Here is a 21523-nt window from a genome sequence, read left to right on the forward strand (position 1 = left end):
TCAGTCTTGGCTTTTTTCATCAGAGGTAATATCATCTTTTTTGGCATTATCTTTTTTACTCGCCTTAAAGTCACTAATGTTTGCACTGGCTTTACTAGCGCTATTGCGTTTGACGTTGGTATTATTAGCACTGATACGTGGCTTATTTGAAGCAGTTGGTTTTTCTTCAATGCTACGTGTATCGGCAGTGTTATCTATATTCGCATCAGTTTTTACTACAGGTTTAGCAGCCGTTTTTTGTGAGGTGCGTAGATTGGCTTTGGTATCTGCTTGTACTTCCACTTCGCGTAGCTCAACTGCCATTTTATCAAGAACAGCGTTAATTAATTTATGGGCGTCAGTCGCACCAAAGTGATTATTGAGCTTCATGGCTTCATCGAGCACGACTTTATAAGGAATCTCTAAGCGGTTTTGTAGCTCGTAAGCTCCAATCAATAAAATAGCGTGCTCAACGGTGTCTAATTTGTTGATGTCACGATCAAGATGCTGACTGATAAGTACGTCCAATGCCTCGATTTGCTCTGGAATATCACGCATCATTTCATGATAGTAGCCAATATGGACGGTATGCATGGCATTAGTAGCGCGCGTACGGGCAGCGATATCGTGCGGCGCATTGTCCTTCCAGCCAAGCTTGCCATCTATATCGAAACGGCGGTCAGTCACCAGCCATTCGTACAGGCCTTGCATAGCAAAACGTCGTGCTTTACGGACAGCAGTATGACTGGTCTTATAAGAAGACTCACTCATATCAAAATTTTGATCACCCGCACTACTGCTCGCTATACCGGTTGCTTTAGCTTGTTCAGTATGGGATTGCTCGGTTTTTGCCGCATTAATAGCACGTTTGAGTTGGTCAGTCATAAGGGGTTTATACCTAGTTTTAAAATAGTAAGGGTAAAAATAAGATGTTAAATAGTGGTCGACAGGCAGATATCACCAGTCAGTTTTAAATGTTTACTACAGTTTTATCAGAGCCATAGTTATGACCATCGCTCCAATAAAAATAACCGAAAATCATATGTATAGGCTAATTGATACAATTAGCAATCAATCATTTTGAAAATGAATTAAGCGTCGTCGCTGTCGTCGTCGATATCTAGCTGTGATAATACCGCCAACATCTCAAGCACCACCATTGCTGCTTCAGAGCCTTTATTACCCGCTTTAGTGCCAGAGCGCTCAATCGCTTGCTCGATACTATCGGTTGTGATCACGCCATTGGCCACAGGGATATTATAATCAATCGCAACGCTGCTAAGACCTTTGGCTGATTCGCTAGCGACAAAGTCAAAATGCGGCGTGCTACCACGGATAATTGCGCCTAGCGCAACAATAGCATCAAAGCGATCAGACTCAGCAGCACGCTGGGCAACCAATGGCAACTCAAACGCGCCCGGCACACGAATGACAGTAATATTGCTACCTAATACACCATGACGTAGTAGGGCATCGATAGCACCATCGACTAATGACTCAACGACAAAACCGTTAAAACGACCGACAACGATACCGATACGGGCGTTTTCATTTTGGTGTAAGTTACCATCGATGTGGGTAACGTCATTGCGCTGCTGCTGTAAGTTTGACATAAAAAATCCTTCGCTGAATTGGTGGTAAATGAAAATATATGAATAATGAACGAAAATAAGTGGTTAGCGCTATGATAACATTTTTTACAGAGGCATTTGTATTTTACAAACGTATTATAGTCGCATCTGTATACCCTGTGCTGCCATATAGGCTTTGGCTTCTTGTACCGTGTACTCGCCAAAGTGAAAAATGCTGGCAGCCAGCACCGCATCGACGCCGCCTTGTAATACCCCTTCCGCTAAATGTTCTAAATTACCAACGCCGCCAGAGGCAATGACAGGCACATTAACGCGGCTGGTAATTTCACGCATCAGCGCCAAATCATAGCCTTTTTTGGTACCGTCACCGTCCATCGAGGTGACGAGTAATTCGCCTGCGCCAAGATCGGCCATTTTGCTCGCCCAAGCGACCGCATCAATACCCGTTGGCTTACGGCCGCCATGAGTAAAAATCTCCCAACGCGGTGTGATGATGCCATTCACTTCGATATCCGCGACGCGCTTGGCATCGATAGCGACGACGATACATTGGTTGCCAAATTTTTGCGCAGCTTCACCGACGAACTCCGGAGTAAATACGGCTGCTGAGTTAATGGCGACTTTATCCGCGCCCGCGTTGAGCAAATTACGAATATCGGCGATTTTGCGCACGCCACCGCCAACGGTTAAGGGCACAAACACCGTCTCAGCCATGCGCTCAACGGTATGATAGGTGGTATCGCGTTCATCACTGGTGGCAGTAATATCTAAAAAAGTAATCTCATCGGCACCTTGTTCATTGTAACGCTGCGCCACTTCGACAGGGTCACCTGCGTCTTTGATATCGACAAACTGTACGCCTTTGACCACGCGTCCATTGTCCACGTCCAAGCAAGGGATGATACGCTTTGCTAACATAGGGTCTTTCACCTTATAATCAATTCATTCTTTAAGCGCTAGTCTAGCAAAATCACCGCCATATCAGGCAGGTTTTCGCAAGATTATTACGCTTTTCATCATAGTTTTGTCATACGCGGTACAATTGCTGTCGTTAGCGTCTAAATTTACCTTATTTCTTTATTCTATTGCCAAAAGTGAGATGTCATGTCCGTCTATACCCAGTTAACCGATGATCAATTTGCCGCCTTTTGCTCAAGTTTTGGCGTGTCATTTAAACGCGCTATACCTATTACCCAAGGCATCAAAAACTCTAACTGGTTTATTCAGACCACTGATGACCACGACGGTCAGCACTCCTATGTTTTCACTTTATTTGAGGAGCGACCACCAGAAGATATCGAAAAAATGGCCGTTATTCTCAATCAGCTAACGGGCAAGTTACCGGTAGCCGCGCCACTAGCTTTGCTTGAAGGTCACGAAAAGCCTAGCGATAGTCAAGATGATAAACGCTATGTCATCCGCTATGAAGATAAAGCTATTACGATCGTACCATGCTTGGCAGGGGCGCACCCCAAGCAGACTACGCCGGCGATGTGTCACGAGATTGGTGCAGCGTTAGCGATGTTGCATGAGACCCTGCAAGCGCTACAGCCTGCGCAGGATTACGGCGTGCCACTTTATCCATGGGGAGAGGTACGCGACCGTGAGATGCAGTTTATGCCAGGTGATGAAGCCAAATTAATGCGCGATATTTGGCAGGCTTACTCGAACTTACCACTTACCAGCTTACCAAAAGGCTTGTGTCATCTCGATATGTTTGCGGATAATACTTTGTGGAATTTGCAAAAAGATAATGAGACATTAACGGGCTTACTTGATTTTACTGAGGTCAGCGTTGAGCATTATGTGATGGATATTGCTATTACCATTAATGATTTTTGTACCACGTGGGGTGACGCTGAGCAAAGCGAAACGGTCAATTTTGATCGTCAAAAAATGAACGCCTTTTTGCAAGGGTATGAGTCTAAACGTGCGCTTGGCGAAGATGAAAAACGTGCATTGCCAGTGATGCTTGCCAAAGCGGCCGTGATTTTTTGGCTACTGCGTCTCAACGTCATTTACTATAACCGCACTGAGGGACGGACTGGCGACAATATCATGGTCAAAAACCCTGATTTGATGAAGCGTCTGGCCGCTTATCACTGGTCGCATGTCGAAAAAGCACAAGAGACAGTATTTGTATTATTAAATGGTGAAAGCAATAATCACGTCGAGGGCATATTTAGTGATATTACCCAAGCTGAGCAAGCGTGTGCTACTTTAAACGATAATAGTAATGTTATCATCAAAGAGTATGCGCTCGATCAATTGGTATAGAGTGTTTTAACGATTTCTGTCTTAACCCCAAAGGTAACCCTATGACCGATCAAGTTGACAACTGGCACAAACTAGCACGCTATGACACCAACATCCAAGGTGAGCTGCATGCCAACCTGCTACGTAATAACGGTATTACTGTGTCTTTACAAGCCCTTAGCGCCATTCCGGGTATGAATTCTGGTATCGTGCTTTGGGTGCAAGATGAAGATTTGGCGCACGCACAGAGTATATTAGATAATATCGATAGCGAGACGGCAGGTGAAGTGCTACTGGATAATATGAGCGATGCAGAGCTTGGTATTACAACAGTGACACAGGACAATGTCATGCAAGAACACAAACACAGCTTAGACAATCAAAGTAACAAAGGCGGTAAATCATAAATGTGCCAACTCCTAGGAATGAACTGTAATACCCCAACCGATATCGGTTTTAGCTTTGCAGGGTTTCGTCGCCGCGGCGGTATGACCGATAGCCATGAAGATGGTTTTGGTATTGCTTTTTTTGAGCGTAGTGACTGCACCAATAATGGTGAGGGGGCAAATGACTCAACGGGACTACGCTTGTTTCATGACAATCGCCCAAGCCATCTGTCACCGGTGGCTGATTTGGTCAATAATTATCCGATTAAAGCCATGAACGTCATTGCTCATATTCGTAAAGCCACTCAAGGGCAGAATTGCTTAGCGAATACGCATCCATTCGTCCGTGAAGTCTGGGGTGAGCAGTGGGTATTTGCCCACAATGGACAGATGAATAGCGAATTTATCAAGCGCTGCCAGCGTCTGCAAGACAATGGTAACGCCACACACTGCCAGCCTGTTGGCTCAACGGACTCTGAAATGGCATTTTGCTATCTGGTCAATCGCTTAAAAAGCACTTTTAAGACCCGTCCTGACGACAAGACGCTGTTTAACTTTTTGACCACCCAATGCCGTTATTTATCCGCCAATGGTTTGTTTAATTGCCTAATATCCAACGGACGCTGGCAACTGGCTTATGCAGGTAGCTTGTTATTTTATTTGACCCGCCAAGCGCCATTTGGTGAAGCAAAATTGGCGGATGACGATTTGGCGATTAACTTTAGTGATGTGACTACAGATACGGATAAAGTAACGATACTAGTTACCGTACCACTCACTGAAAATGAAAAATGGCAACAATTGGCCGTCAACGAATGTCTGATATTTCAAGAGGGTGAAATTATTTATAAAGACAGCCCAAGTCAGCGTAAATTTTTGACCATTGACGAAGGCATTGCGGTGGCACGCGCGGTTGGGGCGAGTGTGTAAGGCAGTCAGTATTCGTTAAACATATAGTGCACAACAGCGTTTAAACTTCTCGCCTGAGCCGCAAATACACGGCTGCTTTTGCGTCACCGTCATGACAACCGTTGGATCTAAAAAATACCAACGTTCGTCTTTTTCTTTAGCAGTTTTATTTACTACCTTTACAAAAGCAGATAGCTCATGGTGTGCTGCTTGTTCTCCGTCTGGCTTAATATAAAATGCTTTAAACTCGACCTGCGCATGACGTTTGCCAAGCTTTGGCGTGTGTTCTACGATTTCTAGTCCTGCCCAATCGGTCTCGGTGGCCCATGTCTCAATCGCCTTGATATCAAGCAAGCTTTGCTGCGCGGGCAGGGTGGTTTTGGCAATATATTCTGGCTTGATGAGCACAAAAGCGCTATAACGCGTGCGCATCAGACGCTGCGCTGACTCCGCTCTTATACTATCTATTTTATCAACGTTGTCATTATAAAAAGCATCATGATAAGGCTGGCAGCAGTCTTGATAGGATAATAGAGCGTCTGTCGTCTCTGCTGTTGGATTGGTTTGGCAAGGGCAAGGATGTAGGGAGGTCTGCATGTTTTACTCTAATTTTCGTTTGGGCTTATTCGTTTAGGCTTAATGGTCTTATGATAACTTTATTGCAGCATACTTTTTACTAATTCTGGCAATATACCAACTCTTAGCTGTGCCCATGCTGATGGGTCACTTAACCGCGACCAAAAAATCTCAAAAGGCGGCGCTATATATATCAAGAGCAAAAGAATAGCGTACAGTAGCAGATACCACCATTTGTCTTTGTGTTGATAAAACTTCATGGCCGTGCCCGATGAGCGTTTCATTTTCATATTGGATAAATTGACGCTATACAGCTCATCCAGTGTCAAATGCACCATTGCACCGCCGAATAAAAACAGCCCATAAAACCAGCTGGCGGTCAGCGGCATCTGTAATCCATAATAGCTCAGACAAGTCATCCCAAGTCCCATTATCGCCATATAAGGGACAGAATGGATGACACCGCGGTGCACCGTCATATTGGTAAAAATATGAAATACCACATAACGCATAAAACCATAGCCTGCCAGCCATAACGCCATCAGGGCAAGTAAACTTAGCTCACTGCGCCAATGCATCACCAAACCAAAGGCAAAGACAAAAGAGATGATATTAAACCCAAGCTTGATCGGGGTTGAGTGATCAGAGTCCAAATCAGGCAATAGCCCGCCGATGGTGCCGAGCGCCACACACATCAAAAAACCTGAGTCGCCAACCAATCCAGCTTTATAGACTGCCAAACTCAGCGTGCCACTGACCATAAATGCAACATTTAAGTGGGTGTTAAAATTTGCCATAAAAACTCATTAATAAATAGCGCGCGAAAACATCGTTTCGAGCTGCTTGTCTAGCCGTAAAAAAGCGCACCATGATACCATAGAGCCGCCAGCCGCCTAATAGAGATCGTCAATATGACCGCTAGTAATTTGCCACATCTGCATCGTGCTGATGCTCTTTTTGACCAACCTTTGGTAAATGGTTCGTCTGCCCATGAGTCCGTTATATTTACCAGTAAGCTTGATGACAGCTTTGCTCAGATTGACTGGCAAGCCCCGTGGCTTAGTCATTTAAGTCAATTGAACGACATTAGTAAAAGTATAAATGAGCTAAGTCATTCACCTCAGCAGGCAGAGGTTTCGATAATCAATGACAAGTCTATAGATATTGTCGCAGGTATACTTAACACTGCCTCAAAGAAGCAAAGCGAAACTGCGCAAAGGCCATTACCGACCACTAAACCCATTAAAAATCAGCGAGCGCATACTTTGAGTTTTGTCTCACAGGATGCGCTACCAGAAGGCGAGGCTTACGAGAGTTTTATCGCCATGACTGGCAATATTCCGACGCGTGATAACTTACATGACTTATTTAACGGTAGTATTTGGCTGACCTTTCCCAAGACCAAAGCCCTGCTAAACCACTATCATATGCTTGAGATTGAGCAGCAAGGGGTCAGTGCCAGTCGAGGCCGCGTCCGCGATACCATCACTGTCTTTGATGAAAATGGTGCGGTGCTAGTCACAGCTGACCCTAGTATTGGCGAGGCATTGATTGACTTTGATTGGCAGGGCAGTTTGGTACAGCCGCGTAGGCAATGGGATGACCCTATAAGTCCTAGTCCAAAGGCGCAAGCGGCGGTTTATATCTTTGGTCATGCCCTGCTTGAGCAATTGATAGCACCGCGCAAGCCTTTATGCGCGCATAGTGTGGTTATCAACGTCAGCCAAGATTTCTTTGCCTTATCATTATCTGAGCGTCTGCAGTATTTAGATGATAGAGTCGCTGATTATATGAACGAGTTGCTATCATGCAATGAGGTCACACCGCGTCATTTATCGCCATTGCCTATTTTAGGCGTACCGCATTTTTGGGCGAAGAATGCAGATGCTGACTTTTATAAGGACGCTTATGTGTTTAGGAGCGGTCGCCGTAAACAGGGTAAAAGCTAAGATATATAAAGTTAATTACAATCATACTGTTAGAGCCTGGCGACGGTTACGATTGTGCCACGATTTGACTACGTCTAAGCGTTAACAAAGTCTTGAATATTTGTTATGGTAAAAACAGGTGAATATTAAATTCTAAATACGAAGTTATGTTTAGGTTTAATTGAAACTTACACCTAATTGTTTTATTACTTTACATTGCACTATTTTTCATCAAAACAATCAATAAGCTATTTAGCCACCAGTCACAAGCATAAGTTCATGATAATTTATGTTCAGGATTTATAACAACGATAAGGAAGCTACCATGAGCGATATCTTTAACGTAAAAGACACTATTTCAGTCGATGGCAAAGAGCATGCCTACTACAGCTTGCCCAAACTTGCTGAGACTTACGATAATATTAATACGCTACCATACTGTATGAAAGTAGTACTAGAGAACCTGCTGCGTAACGAAGATGGCGGCCAGTCTGTCGGTAAAAACCATATTGAGGCAGTCGCCAACTGGGATGCAGCAGCAGAGGCCTCAAAAGAGATCGCCTTTATGCCAGCACGTGTAGTACTGCAAGACTTCACCGGTGTACCATCGGTCGTCGATCTAGCAGCGATGCGTGATGCGGTAGTCGAGCTTGGCGGTAAAGCTGAGCAAATTAATCCATTTATTCCCAGTGAGCTCGTCGTTGACCACTCGGTGCAAGTCGATGTGTATGGCCGTGAAGACTCGCTTGATTTGAACGAAAAAATCGAATTTAAGCGCAATAATGAGCGTTATGAATTCTTGCATTGGGGTAAAAGTGCTTTTAAAAACTTTGTCGTCGTACCTCCAGCGACCGGTATCGTGCACCAAGTTAACTTAGAATATCTTGCGCGCGTCGTCATGGCAGCGGAAGTTGATGGTGAGTTGACTGCTTACCCTGATACCGTGTTTGGTACCGATAGTCATACCACAATGATTAATGGTATTGGTGTGCTTGGTTGGGGTGTCGGTGGTATTGAAGCGGAAGCGGCGATGCTAGGTCAGCCCTCTTCAATGCTGATTCCACAAGTCGTTGGGTTTGAGATGACAGGTGAGCTGTCTGAAGGCGTTACGGCAACTGACTTAGTATTACGTGTGGTTGAGATGTTGCGTAAGCATGGCGTAGTTGGTAAGTTCGTTGAGTTTTACGGTGAAGGCTTACATCAAATGCCTCTTGCTGATCGAGCAACGATTGCCAATATGTCGCCAGAATATGGCGCCACGTGCGGTATTTTCCCAGTTGACCAAATGGCGATTGATTATTTACGTCTATCAGGTCGTGACGAAGCACAAATTGAATTGGTTGAAAAGTACGCTAAAGCGCAAGGCATGTGGCATGATGCCGACACGAAAGCGGCAACCTATTCAAGCAATTTGTATCTAGATCTCAGTACTGTCCAACCAGCTCTTGCGGGTCCTAACCTACCGCAGCAGCGTATCAATCTATCTGATATGCACGAAAAGTTTGGCGAGACCTTATTAGAGATGACTAAAGGTCGTAAAGCTGAAGTCGATGCCAAGGTGCGTTTTGATGAAGAAGGCGGTAAGCAAGAGCAAGCTAAAAAGTTAGCAGCCAAACCTAAGCCTTTCTGCGCTGAAGGCAGTACCTCTTGTAAGATTACAATCGAAGACGAAGAATATAGACTGCGTGATGGTTCTGTCGTGATCGCGGCTATTACCTCTTGTACCAATACTTCAAACCCTGCCGTTATGATTGGTGCAGGCCTAGTTGCCAAAAAAGCAGCGGCTAGAGGGTTGACAGCTAAGCCATGGGTCAAAACCTCTCTTGCACCAGGCTCAAAAGTTGTGACTGATTATCTCGAAAAGTCTCAGCTAATGGATGAACTTGAAAAAGTAGGTTTCTATCTGGTCGGTTATGGTTGTACTACTTGTATCGGTAACTCAGGACCGCTGTTAGATGCGATTGAAGAGGCTATCGAAGAAAGTGATTTGGTTGCCGCAGCCGTCCTATCAGGTAACCGTAACTTTGAAGGTCGTATCCACTCACACGTAAAAGCCAGCTACTTGGCTTCACCGCCATTGGTTGTCGCTTATGCGCTAGCAGGTACGGTCGATATTGACTTGACGACTCATCCACTAGGCCAAGATTTAGAGGGTAATGATGTCTTCTTAAAAGATATCTGGCCGACCTCAGAAGAGATCAACGAGCTGATTGCCAATAACATCGATGCTGAGATGTTCCGCAAAAACTACGGCGAAGTATTTGACGGTAGTGCAGCATGGAACGCTATTAGCTCGGCGGATAGCCAGTTGTATCCATGGAGCGAAGAGTCTACTTACATCAAGAACCCACCGTTCTTTGATGGTATGACCATGGAGCCAGAGGGTATCCTAGATATCGAAGGCGCGCGTATTCTAGGTCTATTCGGTGATTCAATCACCACTGACCATATCTCACCGGCTGGTAACATCGATGCCGAATCGCCTGCTGGCAAGTACTTGCAAGAGCGTGGTGTCATGGAAGCTGACTTCAACAGCTATGGCTCACGCCGTGGTAACGACGCGGTCATGACTCGCGGTACATTCGCCAACATCCGTATCAAAAACAGCATGATGGATGGCAAAGAGGGTGGTTATACGTATTACTTTAAAGACGACAAAGCCACGCTACAAGACGGTCAAGAAATGGCCATCTATGACGCGGCAATGAAGTATAAAGAAGATAAGCGTCCGCTAGTTGTCCTTGGTGGTGCAGAGTATGGTTCTGGATCTAGCCGTGACTGGGCAGCGAAAGGTACGATTTTGCTTGGTGTAAAAGCAGTACTGACGACTTCGTTCGAGCGTATTCACCGTTCAAACTTAGTGGGCATGGGCGTGTTGCCATTGACCTTTAAAGATGGTGAGAATGCAAGCACTTATAACCTCGATGGTTCAGAAGTCATTAGTATCACAGGGCTTGACAATGGCGAGAGCAAAACTGCCAAAGTCACTGCTACTCGTGCCGATGGCTCAGAGGAAGTCTTTGAAGTTAACGTTGGTTTACAGACGCCAAAAGAGCGCGAATACGTGCGTCATGGCGGTGTATTGCACTATGTGCTACGTCAGCTCGCTACTGAGAGTAAAGAAGCTGCGTAGTGATTGATTAGAGTTAGAATAATATAAAGCCCAGTCTCCTTAATGTAGGGGACTGGGCTTTTTTTATGAGTAGGTAGATTTTATAAAAAGTAGCTTATTTGGACATTTATAGCAGTTTTCTCAACCCTTCTCAGTCAACAGCTTAATACCTAAGCCAATAAACACCACACCACTTATTTTATTCAAAATAGATTCAGTTGTTGGGTTTTCTCTCAGGCTTTTACTAAACTGTGACGCCAATAATGCCAAACACGTGCACCATATTAGGCCAGTTACGGCAAAAGTAAGCCCTAAAATTAAAAAGGACAACATGCCATGAGCGTAATTAGAATCGACAAACTGAGGAAAGAAAGCTAAAAAGAACAAAGCCACTTTAGGGTTAAAAGTATTGGTCAATACGCCTTGCTTATAGATTCGCCTATAATTCAAAGACTCAGCTTGTACAAGTTTTCCGTTATTGGGCAAACTGTCTGATAGGATAGATTTCGATTTACTGGTTAGCATTTTAAACCCTAAATAGCATAGGTAGCTGGCACCAATATATTTAACGATAGTAAATGCTAGTGGAGAGTTGGCTAAAATGATTGATAGTCCTAATGCCGCCAATACCGTGTGCACTAGTATTCCAGTGACAATGCCCAGTACAGAATAGAGACCGGCTTTGTTCCCTTGTGAGACACTACGCGTAATGATATACATGCTATCTGTGCCAGGTGTCAGGTTTAGTAAAATAGCTGCCAAGATAAAGCCCAGATAGTTTTCAATACCAAACATAGTCAACATACCTTTTAAACATCATAAAAAAGCGGGTATCAGAAGAACAAAAATGCTCTTCTGATATCCGCTTAATCAAAGCATTTTATCAATAGTCTTTATCAACAGAGTCAATTTTACTGTCTGACAGAGAATTTGCTTGCATCTCTTTGCGCTGTCTAGCATTTGGTCTTTCGATCAAGATATAGAGCACGATACCAATGGCAATAGCATAAACAGTTGACTGCGCCGCTGGCATGGCCAAAGTTACTGCTACAATACCAGCAACCCCGCGCTCAGCTGAGGTTTTTAGCTGCTCTATACCTACCATGATACAAATATAGGCAGTTAATAGTAGCGTTAGTGACAGCGCAATGGGGAGTACCGGTCTAAAGAGCGTGACCAGCGGTAATATAAATATAGCGGCAAGGCCCGTCCACCAAAAGGTGCCACCGCCGCTATAGATCGAGTCCATGGCTTTACGTCCAAGCGCATAACGCTCAGCAAGGGTAGCATGAGCTGCAGTCCAAATAGGTCCTGCTAGCCCCGGCCATGGGGCAAAAAAGGCCAGCACACCGTTACGAATACCCGTGACGATATGGATACGTGTGATATTGGTCTCAATTTTTTCATCAGGACGGATTTCATCGACACGCTCACTGAGCGCTTGACCGACCAAAATATCACCAAAAGCAATGACATAAGCGATCATCGCGGTCGGGAAGGCAAGTAAGAAAACACTGATATCAGGCAGGCCGACATTAAAAATCAGAAAGTCAGTCATCGCGCCAAAGTTAGGCTGAGTAATACCCCATTCAATATCAGGTAGCGGATACTCACCGATAACCCAGCCAATAATCATCGCCACGAACATACCTGAGATCATACCTAGGTTGGCAACCACTTTTGCGAAACGGCTGTATTGAACCATATATTTAAAAGAGACTGAGAATAGCACGTAACCGGAGATAATAGCGCCAATGATCAACGAGATCGGTGTGGCTTCTACGCGGCCACCTACTTGTATCTCTCCCATCAAGGCGGCGATACCCGCGCCAATAATGACCCCAGCTTTTAAGGAATTAGGGATAAAACCTACTATACGATTACTCAGTCCAGTGATACCAAAGAAGATAAATATCAAAAATACTTCTAATTGCAGCACAAACATTGCTTGTACCGCTTGCGGTCCTGGCTCAAAAGCTTGCAAATATAAAATGACAATGGGAATAGCTGGGGTAATCCAGCCGGGCACAAGCGGCACGCCAAGTAAGGAAGGCAGTAGATACATGAGGCCAGCAATCACACAAAATGCTAGTGCTGCATCGTACGGCATGCCTAGATACTGTTCCAGCAGTGGGATCATGGCAAGGCTAACCATAAACATGAATAATCCCTGAAGCATTTCAGGGATCTCCCAGCGGTAGTGTATAAAGGGCAGGCGTATTTTGAAGGGGCCAGCAGGCCAATAAGGCTGTTCTTCACCGTGCTTGCGAACGATAGCCATCGTCTTAAATCCTTTTAAGTGAGTTTTTTATGGAGCTAGCTTTAATTTAAATTGGTTAGAATTTTTTATTGAAATAAGGAAGAATCTCTTTGAAGAATATTGGCCAATTATAAGTACTGTTTGGCTAGACCTTTTAAAGATAAGAATTCTTATTCGAAGATTGATTATGGATTTATTAAAATTATTCAATAAAATCAATTGTTAAATGACTTTTGGGTATTTTTCGAAAAACATAATACGTGGTTGAAATAATTAAAGCAACGATGCTTGTAAGGAAAAAACCAGTGTAAATTGGATTAGTTAAAGTGTACCCCACTATCGTGACCAGTCAAAGGTTATATATTAAAGGATAAACTGGGAACAATTAAGCAGACAAAAAAAGCCCAGTTACAATATATTGTAACTGGGCTTTTTTCTATAACTAATAACTATTAATAAGCTCTATCAGAAATAAGTATTTTACAACTTCCTTATTCTTCCTAACAGCTTATCTAACATTGTCACCCCAAGTAACGATAGGCTTATCTAAACGATGCTTAGTAGCAGCGCTTTTGGCACCCATAGTAGCAGCGATGAAAGTTAAAATAGTGCTGATTAACCAAAATAGACCACTATACAAGGCAGCTTTACGAGCAACGTCTTCAGCTTGTTGTAAGTTTTGATCAACGGTTTGTTGGGCTTGCGCGATATATTGCTCAGTTTGTGTTTTATACTCATTAAATGACTGTACTACTTCTGAACGTACTTCAGTCGCTTGCGCTTCGCTCAATCCTTCTTGCTGTAAGCGGTTGATTAGCTCAGGACCTTTTAATGTCTGCTCAATAGACGCCATGCGTTGTTTTGCATACTCATCAATATTGCGCCATGTGTCGATACTGGTGAAGTCCATATCAGTAACGTCAGTTTTGGTTTCGTTAATCATCTCATCCAATACATTAGTCGTCGCTTGGATTTGTTGATCGTTTAAATCTTGAGTATTCTTGGCTACCATAGCGCTGATATCTGCTTTGCTGATGTTACCAGATACGGTTTGGTAAACTTCTTGCGCTTTTTGCTGAACCTGCGTAACAGTACTATCAGGTGCAGTGATGGCTGCTGTACTTGCCGCTGATGTACCAGCCGCTGCTACGCCACCTGCAGTTTTTGCTACTGTACTAACCGTACCACCAACAGCATTACCAGCCGTCGCTAGGATGCCAGTTGCACTACTAAAAGTGAAAAACGTGGTTACCAATACAATTAAAGCAGCAGTCAACATACCAGTCAACGTAGCGTCTTTTTGGTCGACATCTGTACCATCACCAAACAAGGCTTCGGGTGCAGAGTATTTGATAGCAAAATAGCCTGCAACATAAGCACTGACTAAGGCAGTAATAGCAGCATAGATACCAGCAGCAATACTAGTACCTTTTAAGTCAAACGGTATAAATGAGCTTAGGATTAAAGCGATGGCAATCATCGCCATGACTACGAGCAGTCCCATAATAAGACCTGCTAGCACGCCGCGCCATGAAGGGCGACGTTGAGGCGTATAGGTAGGTAACATAACAATTCCTTATCACATATTATTTAACGCTAATTTGCATATCATTATTGTTGATTTCTATAAAGAAGCTTATACAAGTCTTCACTAGGTACAAGGCAATCATAATTAATAGAGAAATATATTCATAATAGCGTTAAGTAGAGAAACACTGACTTTGTGTATAAGGGTGTTATTTTGTGTCACCAAATCCGCTAATTGTAAGCTTGTGTGGCTTTGTCGTTAAAATAGTTAAACTATTGATTGTAAAGTTAAAATTTATTACTTTTAGGTTTTTTCATATAAGAATTCGAAAATTATCAGATGTGATAGCAAGTTTGTGTCTCTATCGTACTTGTAGATAAACAGGTATAAAAAAGCCCATTCACAATGAATTGTGAATGGGCTTTTTAGTGGTGCGATTATTAGTCTAATCTAATACAAGTCTGTAAAAGTGCTAATAATTGACGCCGAATAGTGGCGTCCCCAGGGGGATTCGAACCCCCGTTACCGCCGTGAAAGGGCGGTGTCCTAGGCCTCTAGACGATGGGGACGCATAGAGTGTTATAACCTATGGTTACAACGGTACTTCACAATATCAGAGTGCTTATCTATTAATAATAGAGCAAGCCTTGCCTAGGTGCTGATATCGTCCTACTAGCGAGTATTTATGATTACGTTTCAGTCGTACTGAGCGTTGCTATAAATAGTATGGTGGAGCTAAACGGAGTCGAACCGTTGACCCCTTGCATGCCATGCAAGTGCTCTACCAACTGAGCTATAGCCCCTCGCTAAGAGTGTGCGTATTTTAGGTAAGAGCAGCTGTCTTGTCAACTGCTATTTTAAAAATATTTCGTAAATATATAAAAAAAAGTGTTTATAGCTATTTTTTCTACTAATTCAGACCAAAATAACGCAAACTTTGCTTAATAACATGCATTAAAATTCAGAACTTCCTCCTATGCACTACTAAAACGTCATAAGGGGTCAGCTCAATATGATCTGACCCCGGCTTTTATTCACTAGCTATGTCGTTACTCAGCAGGTTTGTTAAATGATAGTTAAAAACTACTCAGCAGCCAAAAAGCCAGGCAATTCTGCCGCTTGTTTTTCTAACTTTTTCAGCTTCTTTTTACCGAGGCCGCCCAGCACATCAACTGCATGACGCAAGCGTGTCAGGGTCATGTCAGCGCCGATAATCGCCATAGAGTTCATAACGGGCGTCGATGAGGTGCTACCCGCGATAGCGATAAAGAACGGCGCCATAAAGTCGCGCATCTTAATATCGAGATGAGCGGCGAGACCTTTTAGCGTGGCGTAGATGTTTTCTTCTGACCATGTTGGCAAGGTTTCTAACTGCCAAAGCGCGAGTTGTAGCATCTCGATGATTTGCTCAGGCGCAAGCGATCTATGCGTAAAGCTTTCCGCGTTGATATCAGGTAGGTTTTGAAAATAAAAGCCACCCCAGTTGACCGCATCAGACAATAGCTCAATGCGTGGCTGAATCGCCGCTGCGATAGCAGTCAGCTTGTCGCTGTCACTGGCCCAGTCAAGAATTTTATTTTTTAGCTCTTCAGGTGTGAGCGCGCGTAGCCATTCGCTATTTAACCAATTAAGCTTTTCGATATCGAAGATAGGCCCGCCAAGTGACACACGCTGGATATCAAAGCTGGCAATCATCTCATCTAAGGTGAATTTTTCAGCTTCGTCAGGCGTTGAGTAGCCCATACGGCCTAGATAGTTGAGCAGCGCTTCAGGTAGTACGCCAGCATCACGATAGTAGGTAATCGAGGTTGGGTTTTTACGTTTCGACAGTTTTGATTTGTCCGGGTTACGCAGTAATGGCATGTGGCAAAGGGTCGGCATCTCCCAGCCAAAATACTCATAAAGCAGCTGATGTTTGGGTGCTGAGTTTAGCCATTCTTCGCCGCGCATGACGTGACTGATGTCCATTAAGTGGTCATCAACGACGTTGGCAAGATGGTAAGTTGGCATGCCGTCGGTTTTTAGTAAGACCTGCATGTCTACTTGCTCCCAAGGAATCTCAACAGTACCGCGTAGCATATCCTCAACGCGGCAGACGCCTTCGGTTGGTACGCGCATACGAATCACATGTGGTTGATCTAATGCGACAAGCCCAGCAACTTTATCAGAAGGCAAATGAGCACAGCGACCGTCGTAACGCGGGGTCTCGCCATTGGCCATTTGTTGAGCACGCATCGCATCTAGCTCTTCGCTGGTACAAAAACAACGAAATGCATCGTCGCTATCTAATAGCTTGTTTGCATGTTCTTTATAAATGTCACTACGCTCGCTCTGACGATAAGGGGCATGCGGGCCACCGATGTCTGGACCCTCGCTCCAATCTAGACCGACCCAGCGTAGGGCGTCCAAAATCATCTGCTCAGATTGCTCCGTTGAGCGCGTTTGATCAGTGTCTTCGATACGTAAAATAAACTCGCCACCATGCGCTTTAGCAAAGGCTAGATTAAATAGTGCAATATAGGCGGTACCCACATGAGGAAAGCCAGTAGGAGAGGGCGCTATACGAGTGCGGACAGGACGCGTGCCGTTAACAGTGGTTTGGGTAGAGGTTTGCATGATAAAGTTCTCAAAAAGTTATTTATGATGAAAAGTGACAATCAAAAGTACGCGTGAGTAAGAAATACGAATGAATAGACGTTAAAGTAGAAAAATAGCGTAAAATATAGCGCTAGTATAACAGAGAGACATGATATTTTTAACGAAAAGGCCTTCTAGCGCTTGACTACAGATGTATCCTTGCGATAATAACGCTAGACAAGTCATAACTTGTTTATTTTTATCTAATTATTGGCCTTGTTGGTCGTCATCTATTGAGTTGTTTGTGTCTGTGCCAAAATATAAGCCAAAATCTAAATTAACATCGTCAGATACCAAAGCCAACCCTTCTTCTACTACCGGAACACCTGAATCAATGGTTAGCTCATCTTCTATAAAAAACGCCTCTACTAAAGCGCCCGCCCAGCAGCTTGATCAAACGACTCAAGCGTTTAGTCAAAGTGATACAGTGGTTGATGATTCAAGCTTTGTCCATGATGCGGTGCTGCTACAAGAGACCGTCGCTGCGGTGCTCGGCGTAAAATCACTGCCCAAACAGACAGACAACGATGACCAAAATAGCTTACAGTTAAGTGGTATTTACGTTGATGCGACTTTTGGACGTGGCGGTCATAGCAGGCTACTACTAAGCCAGCTTGCTGATGATGCGCAGTTGATTGTCTTTGACAAAGACCCGACCGCTATTAGCGTGGCTCGTAAGCTTGCAAGTGAAGATAGCCGCGTACATGTCATTCATGATAGCTTTGCTACGTTGACCGATAGTCTGGCAGCTATAGGCATCATGGAAGTTGATGGGCTAATGGCAGACTTGGGTATTTCATCACCGCAGATTGATGATGGTAGTCGCGGCTTTAGTTTTATGCGTGATGGCGCGGTCGATATGCGGATGGATACCAGTCGTGGCCAGTCGGTTGCCGAATGGCTCGAGCAAGTCGATGATGAGACTTTGGCTAACGTACTTTATGAGTTTGGCGAAGAGCGTCATAGTCGCCGTATTGCGCGCGCTATCAAACAGATGGATAGTTACAAGTCCACACTTGAGCTGGCAGAAGTGATTAAAGTTGCGCACCCTAATTGGCAACGCGGTAAGCATCCAGCGACGCAAAGCTTTCAAGCCATGCGCATTTTTATTAATAACGAGCTTGGCGATGTCGATGACTTTTTAGTACAAAGTATTCCGATTTTAAAAACGGGAGGGCAGCTGGCTGTGATCAGCTTTCACTCATTAGAAGATCGGCGTATCAAGCAGTTTTTGCAGCGTCATAGTAAAGGTCAGTATCCAGAGGATGAAAACTTGCCTATGCCGCCCAAACGCCCACGTTATTTTAGTAAGCCCAAACGTATCGGCCCAAGCAAAGCTGAGACGAGCCAGAATCCGCGTGCTCGTAGTGCATGGCTACGTATGGCAACGCGTACTGATACAGCTTATCAGCAGACAGATGCATCTTAAACCTTAGGTGAAATCATTGGACGAACCACGTATGGTTGCTAATGTTTATCTAAATGGTGCGCGAATGTGTTAATCGCTACGCCACTGTTAAAAAGCTGTAAATATTGTCTGCTAGGCTCAGCAGTTAACTTTTCGTTTGGTTGTTTTTTGGTCAGTTGGCTGAGATATTTGATTTTATGTTTTATTGATGGTGCTGATAAGTTATTTGTAAATCTAAAACAGTTAGCGCTTTTATACTTCAAGTCCACTTTTTGAGATCGTCATGGCAATATCTGACAAACCTGCAAACCACCACGCCGCTATGTCCAATACGACCGATGTTGGCGAACTATTCGCGCGTCGATTCAATGTCGTCAGTATCTATGTGGTTGTACTGTTGCTATTGGCAGGTGCAATCGTATGGAGCGGTATCAAAACGGCTGAAAATGTTCAGCAATATCATCAGGATTATAGAACCTTGCAAGACATGAAGAAACAAGAGCGTAAGCTACAAGTAGAACACCAGCGTTTGCTTATTGAGCAGCAAACCTTTAGTGCCACACCGCAGATTGCCAGTCGCGCTGTCGCCGAGTTAGGGATGTATTCACCAACGCTAAAGGACAAGCTGATTATTCAGCCAGGCGTCGCTACTGCGTTGGAACCAGTGGTAACTGACTCAGCTGAGAATGGTTCGTACGATATGGGACCACGAGCCACTACGGATTTATCTCCTGAAGTGCCGGCTGTGGAGGCAGAGTAATGAGTGATAAAAAACCAAAAAGCACGGGCAAGAGCACAACAAAAAATACCAACAAAAAAACAGCCAGTGGTAAAGTGATTAAGCCTCTACGCCGTACTAATACTGCCAAATCAGGCAGTAAGACTTCAAACACGACATCTTCCAAAACGGGAACGAATAATCGTGCTGGTAAGCTATTTGGACGCCTAAAGAACAACGACAATCAAGGCGCTTATACCAGTGTCAAAAACCGTAAAAAAGTCATTTTTAGCAAAGCCTCTGGCGCCTCCTCACGTGGCGGTTTTGAAAACGACAAAAACCGTTTTCGTACTATTTGGGCTATTGCCTTAGTCATATTGGGCTTGTTGATAGCACGCGCCTATTATCTGCAAGTAGCCAACGCACAGTTTTATCAAGATAAAGGTAATGAGCTCATCACGAGCGTACGCACACAAAAATCCTATCGCGGTATGATTACCGATCGCAACGATTTGCCTTTAGCCGTCAGCGCACCGCTTGCGACTGTGTCGTTTAGCCCGCATGATTATGCGCGCGAATACTATGAGCTCAATCGTGTCAAAATCGCCAATCCTGATAGTCCGCAGCTACAAGCGCGTATGCAAAAGCGCTTAGACAATATGGATCTAACCCGCTTAGCGGCTGCTGCCAATATTCCAGTCGCTGAGCTTGAAAAAGCGGCCGCCATTGATGAGAGTATTGACGTCACTGATGAAGAAGCGGTCAAAGCGGCACTGCCATCGGGCGCCGGCTCGCATTATTTGCCGTTGTTAAATAAGGTCACGCCTGAGATTGCTCAAAGTGTCAGCTCACTTGATTTCCCTGGTGTTTATGAAAAAAACTTTTTTCAGCGTTATTATCCTCAGCCGCAGCCCAATTCACAGCTGCTCGGGTTTATGGGGCAAAATGCCAGCGATTCTGAGGGAGGTTACGAGGGTCGTGCCGGTATTGAGCGTCAGTACGAAAAAACATTGGCAGGGGATGATGGCAAAGTTTTGGTGTTAAAAGATGCCAAACAAAACAGCCTAAGAGAAATCAAACAAGTCGAACCAGAAATCGCAGGACAGGACGTGGCGTTGACCATTGATTCGCGTTTGCAGTATTTGCTTTATAAAGAGTTAGAGAAAGCAGGACGCTTACAGCAAGCACGTTGGTCGACTGGTATGGTGGTCGATGTACAGACTGGTGAAGTGTTGGCGTTATCGACATGGCCATCATTTAACTCTAATAATCTCAATGAGATGACTGGTGAAAACCAACGTAATCGCGCGTTACTTGATGTTTTTGAGCCAGGTTCGGTGATGAAGCCGTTTACGGTCGCGGCTGCGTTAGACTCTGGTAAATATACGGCCAACTCTTTAATCGATACCAACCCAGGTTCTATCCGTGTCCGTGGTTACACGATTCGCGACCATAATAATCTAGGCAGGATTAATATGGCGACGCTACTACAGAAATCGAGTAACGTCGCCTCGACCAAGATTGCCTTATCTCTACCGCCTGATGCCATCACCAACATGCAAAAACAATTTGGCTTTGGGGCCAAAACCCCGCTTAAATTTCCAGGTGAGGGCGCAGGATTGGTGACTACACCAAAAGAAAAAGAAACGGCTCGCCGTGCGACGGTCAGCTATGGCTATGGTCTACAAGTGACGCTTGCTCAAGTAGCACAGGCTTATGCAGCATTGGCTTCTGGCGGTGTCATGCACCCGTTAACTTTGACTAAAACTGATAAGGCACTGCCCAGTAAGCGTATCATGGAGCATGAGCAAGCGATGTCGATTGTCAAAATGCTTGAGGCAGTAACAGAGCCAGGTGGTACCGCGAAGGCAGCTGCTATTGATGGTTACCGTGTCGCGGGCAAAACAGGGACATCGCGCCGGATTAACCCAGATGGTGGCTACTATACTGACCAATATCGCAACGTATTCGCTGGCATGGCTCCTGCATCAAATCCAAAGTTAGTCGGTGTCGTTTTGATCGAAGACCCTCGTAGTCAAATTTATGCAGGCCTGACTACAGCTCCAGTCTTTCACAATGTCATGAAAGAGGCTTTGCGCTTGTATAACGTGCCTTTAGATAAGCCATTAAAGACTGAGTAAGCCTAGCAAACAGGTGTCTTTTTGGTGATTTATAAAGGACACCTGTCACAAAGGTCACCTGCGGTTTTAACGCATGACTTATGTATGTTACGT

At 44.5% G+C, this 21523-nt stretch carries 17 protein-coding genes and 2 tRNA genes; 8 read left to right on the top strand and 11 right to left on the bottom strand.

From position 1 onward, the window contains the following. From nusB to hisF, 3 genes are all read right to left on the bottom strand, one after another. Positions 1–864, bottom strand: coding sequence for a transcription antitermination factor NusB (gene nusB, locus ACS8FB_RS11160; protein ID WP_439262988.1), 864 nt, complete (start codon positions 862–864; stop codon positions 1–3). 206 nt (positions 865–1070) lie between these two features. Then, positions 1071–1592, bottom strand: a complete 522-nt coding sequence (gene ribH, locus ACS8FB_RS11165; protein WP_299221247.1) for a 6,7-dimethyl-8-ribityllumazine synthase — start codon at positions 1590–1592, stop codon at positions 1071–1073. Positions 1593–1706: 114 nt separating this feature from the next. Continuing rightward, the gene (hisF, locus tag ACS8FB_RS11170; protein ID WP_439262990.1) at positions 1707–2489 is read right to left on the bottom strand and encodes an imidazole glycerol phosphate synthase subunit HisF; all 783 of its coding nucleotides are present in this window, start codon (positions 2487–2489) and stop codon (positions 1707–1709) included. Between the two features lie 186 nt (positions 2490–2675). Here hisF and ACS8FB_RS11175 point away from each other — a divergent pair, with 186 nt between their 5' ends. The 3 genes from ACS8FB_RS11175 to ACS8FB_RS11185 are packed head-to-tail and all read left to right on the top strand — an operon-like array spanning position 2676 to position 5143. Continuing rightward, positions 2676–3848: a homoserine kinase gene (locus tag ACS8FB_RS11175; protein ID WP_439262992.1), complete on the top strand. Its 1173-nt coding sequence runs from the start codon at positions 2676–2678 to the stop codon at positions 3846–3848. A 41-nt stretch (positions 3849–3889) separates the two neighbouring features. Beyond that, positions 3890–4234, top strand: coding sequence for a putative signal transducing protein (locus tag ACS8FB_RS11180; RefSeq protein ID WP_439262994.1), 345 nt, complete (start codon positions 3890–3892; stop codon positions 4232–4234). Then, entirely contained in the window at positions 4235–5143 is a 909-nt protein-coding gene (locus ACS8FB_RS11185; protein ID WP_439262996.1) for a class II glutamine amidotransferase, read from the top strand. Between the two features lie 15 nt (positions 5144–5158). Here ACS8FB_RS11185 and ACS8FB_RS11190 read toward each other — a convergent pair whose 3' ends face one another. Together ACS8FB_RS11190 and ACS8FB_RS11195 are read right to left on the bottom strand one after the other, a co-directional pair. Further along, on the bottom strand, positions 5159–5719 hold the full coding sequence (locus ACS8FB_RS11190; protein ID WP_439262998.1) for a YchJ family protein: 561 nt from the start codon (positions 5717–5719) through the stop codon (positions 5159–5161). 59 nt (positions 5720–5778) lie between these two features. Next, entirely contained in the window at positions 5779–6495 is a 717-nt protein-coding gene (locus tag ACS8FB_RS11195) for a metal-dependent hydrolase (RefSeq protein ID WP_439263000.1), read from the bottom strand. A 114-nt stretch (positions 6496–6609) separates the two neighbouring features. Here ACS8FB_RS11195 and ACS8FB_RS11200 point away from each other — a divergent pair, with 114 nt between their 5' ends. Further along, complete coding sequence (locus tag ACS8FB_RS11200; protein WP_439263002.1) at positions 6610–7647, top strand: DUF3025 domain-containing protein; 1038 nt, start codon at positions 6610–6612, stop codon at positions 7645–7647. 304 nt (positions 7648–7951) lie between these two features. Beyond that, entirely contained in the window at positions 7952–10759 is a 2808-nt protein-coding gene (acnA, locus tag ACS8FB_RS11205; protein WP_439263004.1) for an aconitate hydratase AcnA, read from the top strand. Between the two features lie 120 nt (positions 10760–10879). On the opposite strand, the gene ACS8FB_RS11210 is transcribed toward acnA, so the two are convergent. The 6 genes from ACS8FB_RS11210 to gltX all read right to left on the bottom strand — a co-directional run bounded on the left by ACS8FB_RS11210 (position 10880) and on the right by gltX (position 17145). After that, on the bottom strand, positions 10880–11533 hold the full coding sequence (locus tag ACS8FB_RS11210) for a LysE family translocator (RefSeq protein WP_439263006.1): 654 nt from the start codon (positions 11531–11533) through the stop codon (positions 10880–10882). Between the two features lie 88 nt (positions 11534–11621). Continuing rightward, entirely contained in the window at positions 11622–13019 is a 1398-nt protein-coding gene (locus ACS8FB_RS11215) for a permease family protein (RefSeq protein WP_439263008.1), read from the bottom strand. Between the two features lie 487 nt (positions 13020–13506). Beyond that, entirely contained in the window at positions 13507–14565 is a 1059-nt protein-coding gene (locus ACS8FB_RS11220; protein WP_439263010.1) for a hypothetical protein, read from the bottom strand. A gap of 454 nt (positions 14566–15019) precedes the next feature. Next, positions 15020–15095, bottom strand: a tRNA-Glu gene (locus tag ACS8FB_RS11225). Positions 15096–15253: 158 nt separating this feature from the next. After that, positions 15254–15329: transfer RNA gene (locus ACS8FB_RS11230), tRNA-Ala, on the bottom strand. Between the two features lie 280 nt (positions 15330–15609). Beyond that, positions 15610–17145: a glutamate--tRNA ligase gene (gene gltX, locus ACS8FB_RS11235; protein WP_439263174.1), complete on the bottom strand. Its 1536-nt coding sequence runs from the start codon at positions 17143–17145 to the stop codon at positions 15610–15612. Between the two features lie 262 nt (positions 17146–17407). Between gltX and rsmH the strand changes: the two genes are divergently transcribed. The 3 genes from rsmH to ACS8FB_RS11250 all read left to right on the top strand — a co-directional run bounded on the left by rsmH (position 17408) and on the right by ACS8FB_RS11250 (position 21430). Next, positions 17408–18592, top strand: a complete 1185-nt coding sequence (rsmH, locus tag ACS8FB_RS11240) for a 16S rRNA (cytosine(1402)-N(4))-methyltransferase RsmH (RefSeq protein ID WP_439263012.1) — start codon at positions 17408–17410, stop codon at positions 18590–18592. A 262-nt stretch (positions 18593–18854) separates the two neighbouring features. Next, on the top strand, positions 18855–19331 hold the full coding sequence (gene ftsL / locus ACS8FB_RS11245; protein ID WP_299221218.1) for a cell division protein FtsL: 477 nt from the start codon (positions 18855–18857) through the stop codon (positions 19329–19331). Then, on the top strand, positions 19331–21430 hold the full coding sequence (locus tag ACS8FB_RS11250; protein ID WP_439263015.1) for a peptidoglycan D,D-transpeptidase FtsI family protein: 2100 nt from the start codon (positions 19331–19333) through the stop codon (positions 21428–21430). Before ftsL ends, ACS8FB_RS11250 begins: the two co-directional genes overlap by 1 nt. Positions 21431–21523: the final 93 nt, after the last annotated feature.

The sequence above is a fragment of the Psychrobacter sp. 1U1 genome (genome assembly GCF_051847535.1).
Classification (GTDB): Bacteria; Pseudomonadota; Gammaproteobacteria; order Pseudomonadales; family Moraxellaceae; genus Psychrobacter; species Psychrobacter saeujeotis.

What these genes read in the sequence shown, in the direction of transcription:
- ACS8FB_RS11190 (WP_439262998.1), bottom strand. Translation starts at nt 5,719, where the DNA reads ATGCAGACCTCCCTACATCCTTGCCCTTGCCAAACCAATCCAACAGCA.
- ACS8FB_RS11185 (WP_439262996.1), top strand. Translation starts at nt 4,235, where the DNA reads ATGTGCCAACTCCTAGGAATGAACTGTAATACCCCAACCGATATCGGT.
- ACS8FB_RS11195 (WP_439263000.1), bottom strand. Translation starts at nt 6,495, where the DNA reads ATGGCAAATTTTAACACCCACTTAAATGTTGCATTTATGGTCAGTGGC.
- ACS8FB_RS11200 (WP_439263002.1), top strand. Translation starts at nt 6,610, where the DNA reads ATGACCGCTAGTAATTTGCCACATCTGCATCGTGCTGATGCTCTTTTT.
- ACS8FB_RS11175 (WP_439262992.1), top strand. Translation starts at nt 2,676, where the DNA reads ATGTCCGTCTATACCCAGTTAACCGATGATCAATTTGCCGCCTTTTGC.
- ribH (WP_299221247.1), bottom strand. Translation starts at nt 1,592, where the DNA reads ATGTCAAACTTACAGCAGCAGCGCAATGACGTTACCCACATCGATGGT.
- acnA (WP_439263004.1), top strand. Translation starts at nt 7,952, where the DNA reads ATGAGCGATATCTTTAACGTAAAAGACACTATTTCAGTCGATGGCAAA.
- hisF (WP_439262990.1), bottom strand. Translation starts at nt 2,489, where the DNA reads ATGTTAGCAAAGCGTATCATCCCTTGCTTGGACGTGGACAATGGACGC.
- nusB (WP_439262988.1), bottom strand. Translation starts at nt 864, where the DNA reads ATGACTGACCAACTCAAACGTGCTATTAATGCGGCAAAAACCGAGCAA.
- ACS8FB_RS11180 (WP_439262994.1), top strand. Translation starts at nt 3,890, where the DNA reads ATGACCGATCAAGTTGACAACTGGCACAAACTAGCACGCTATGACACC.
- ACS8FB_RS11210 (WP_439263006.1), bottom strand. Translation starts at nt 11,533, where the DNA reads ATGTTTGGTATTGAAAACTATCTGGGCTTTATCTTGGCAGCTATTTTA.
- ACS8FB_RS11250 (WP_439263015.1), top strand. Translation starts at nt 19,331, where the DNA reads ATGAGTGATAAAAAACCAAAAAGCACGGGCAAGAGCACAACAAAAAAT.
- ACS8FB_RS11215 (WP_439263008.1), bottom strand. Translation starts at nt 13,019, where the DNA reads ATGGCTATCGTTCGCAAGCACGGTGAAGAACAGCCTTATTGGCCTGCT.
- ftsL (WP_299221218.1), top strand. Translation starts at nt 18,855, where the DNA reads ATGGCAATATCTGACAAACCTGCAAACCACCACGCCGCTATGTCCAAT.
- ACS8FB_RS11220 (WP_439263010.1), bottom strand. Translation starts at nt 14,565, where the DNA reads ATGTTACCTACCTATACGCCTCAACGTCGCCCTTCATGGCGCGGCGTG.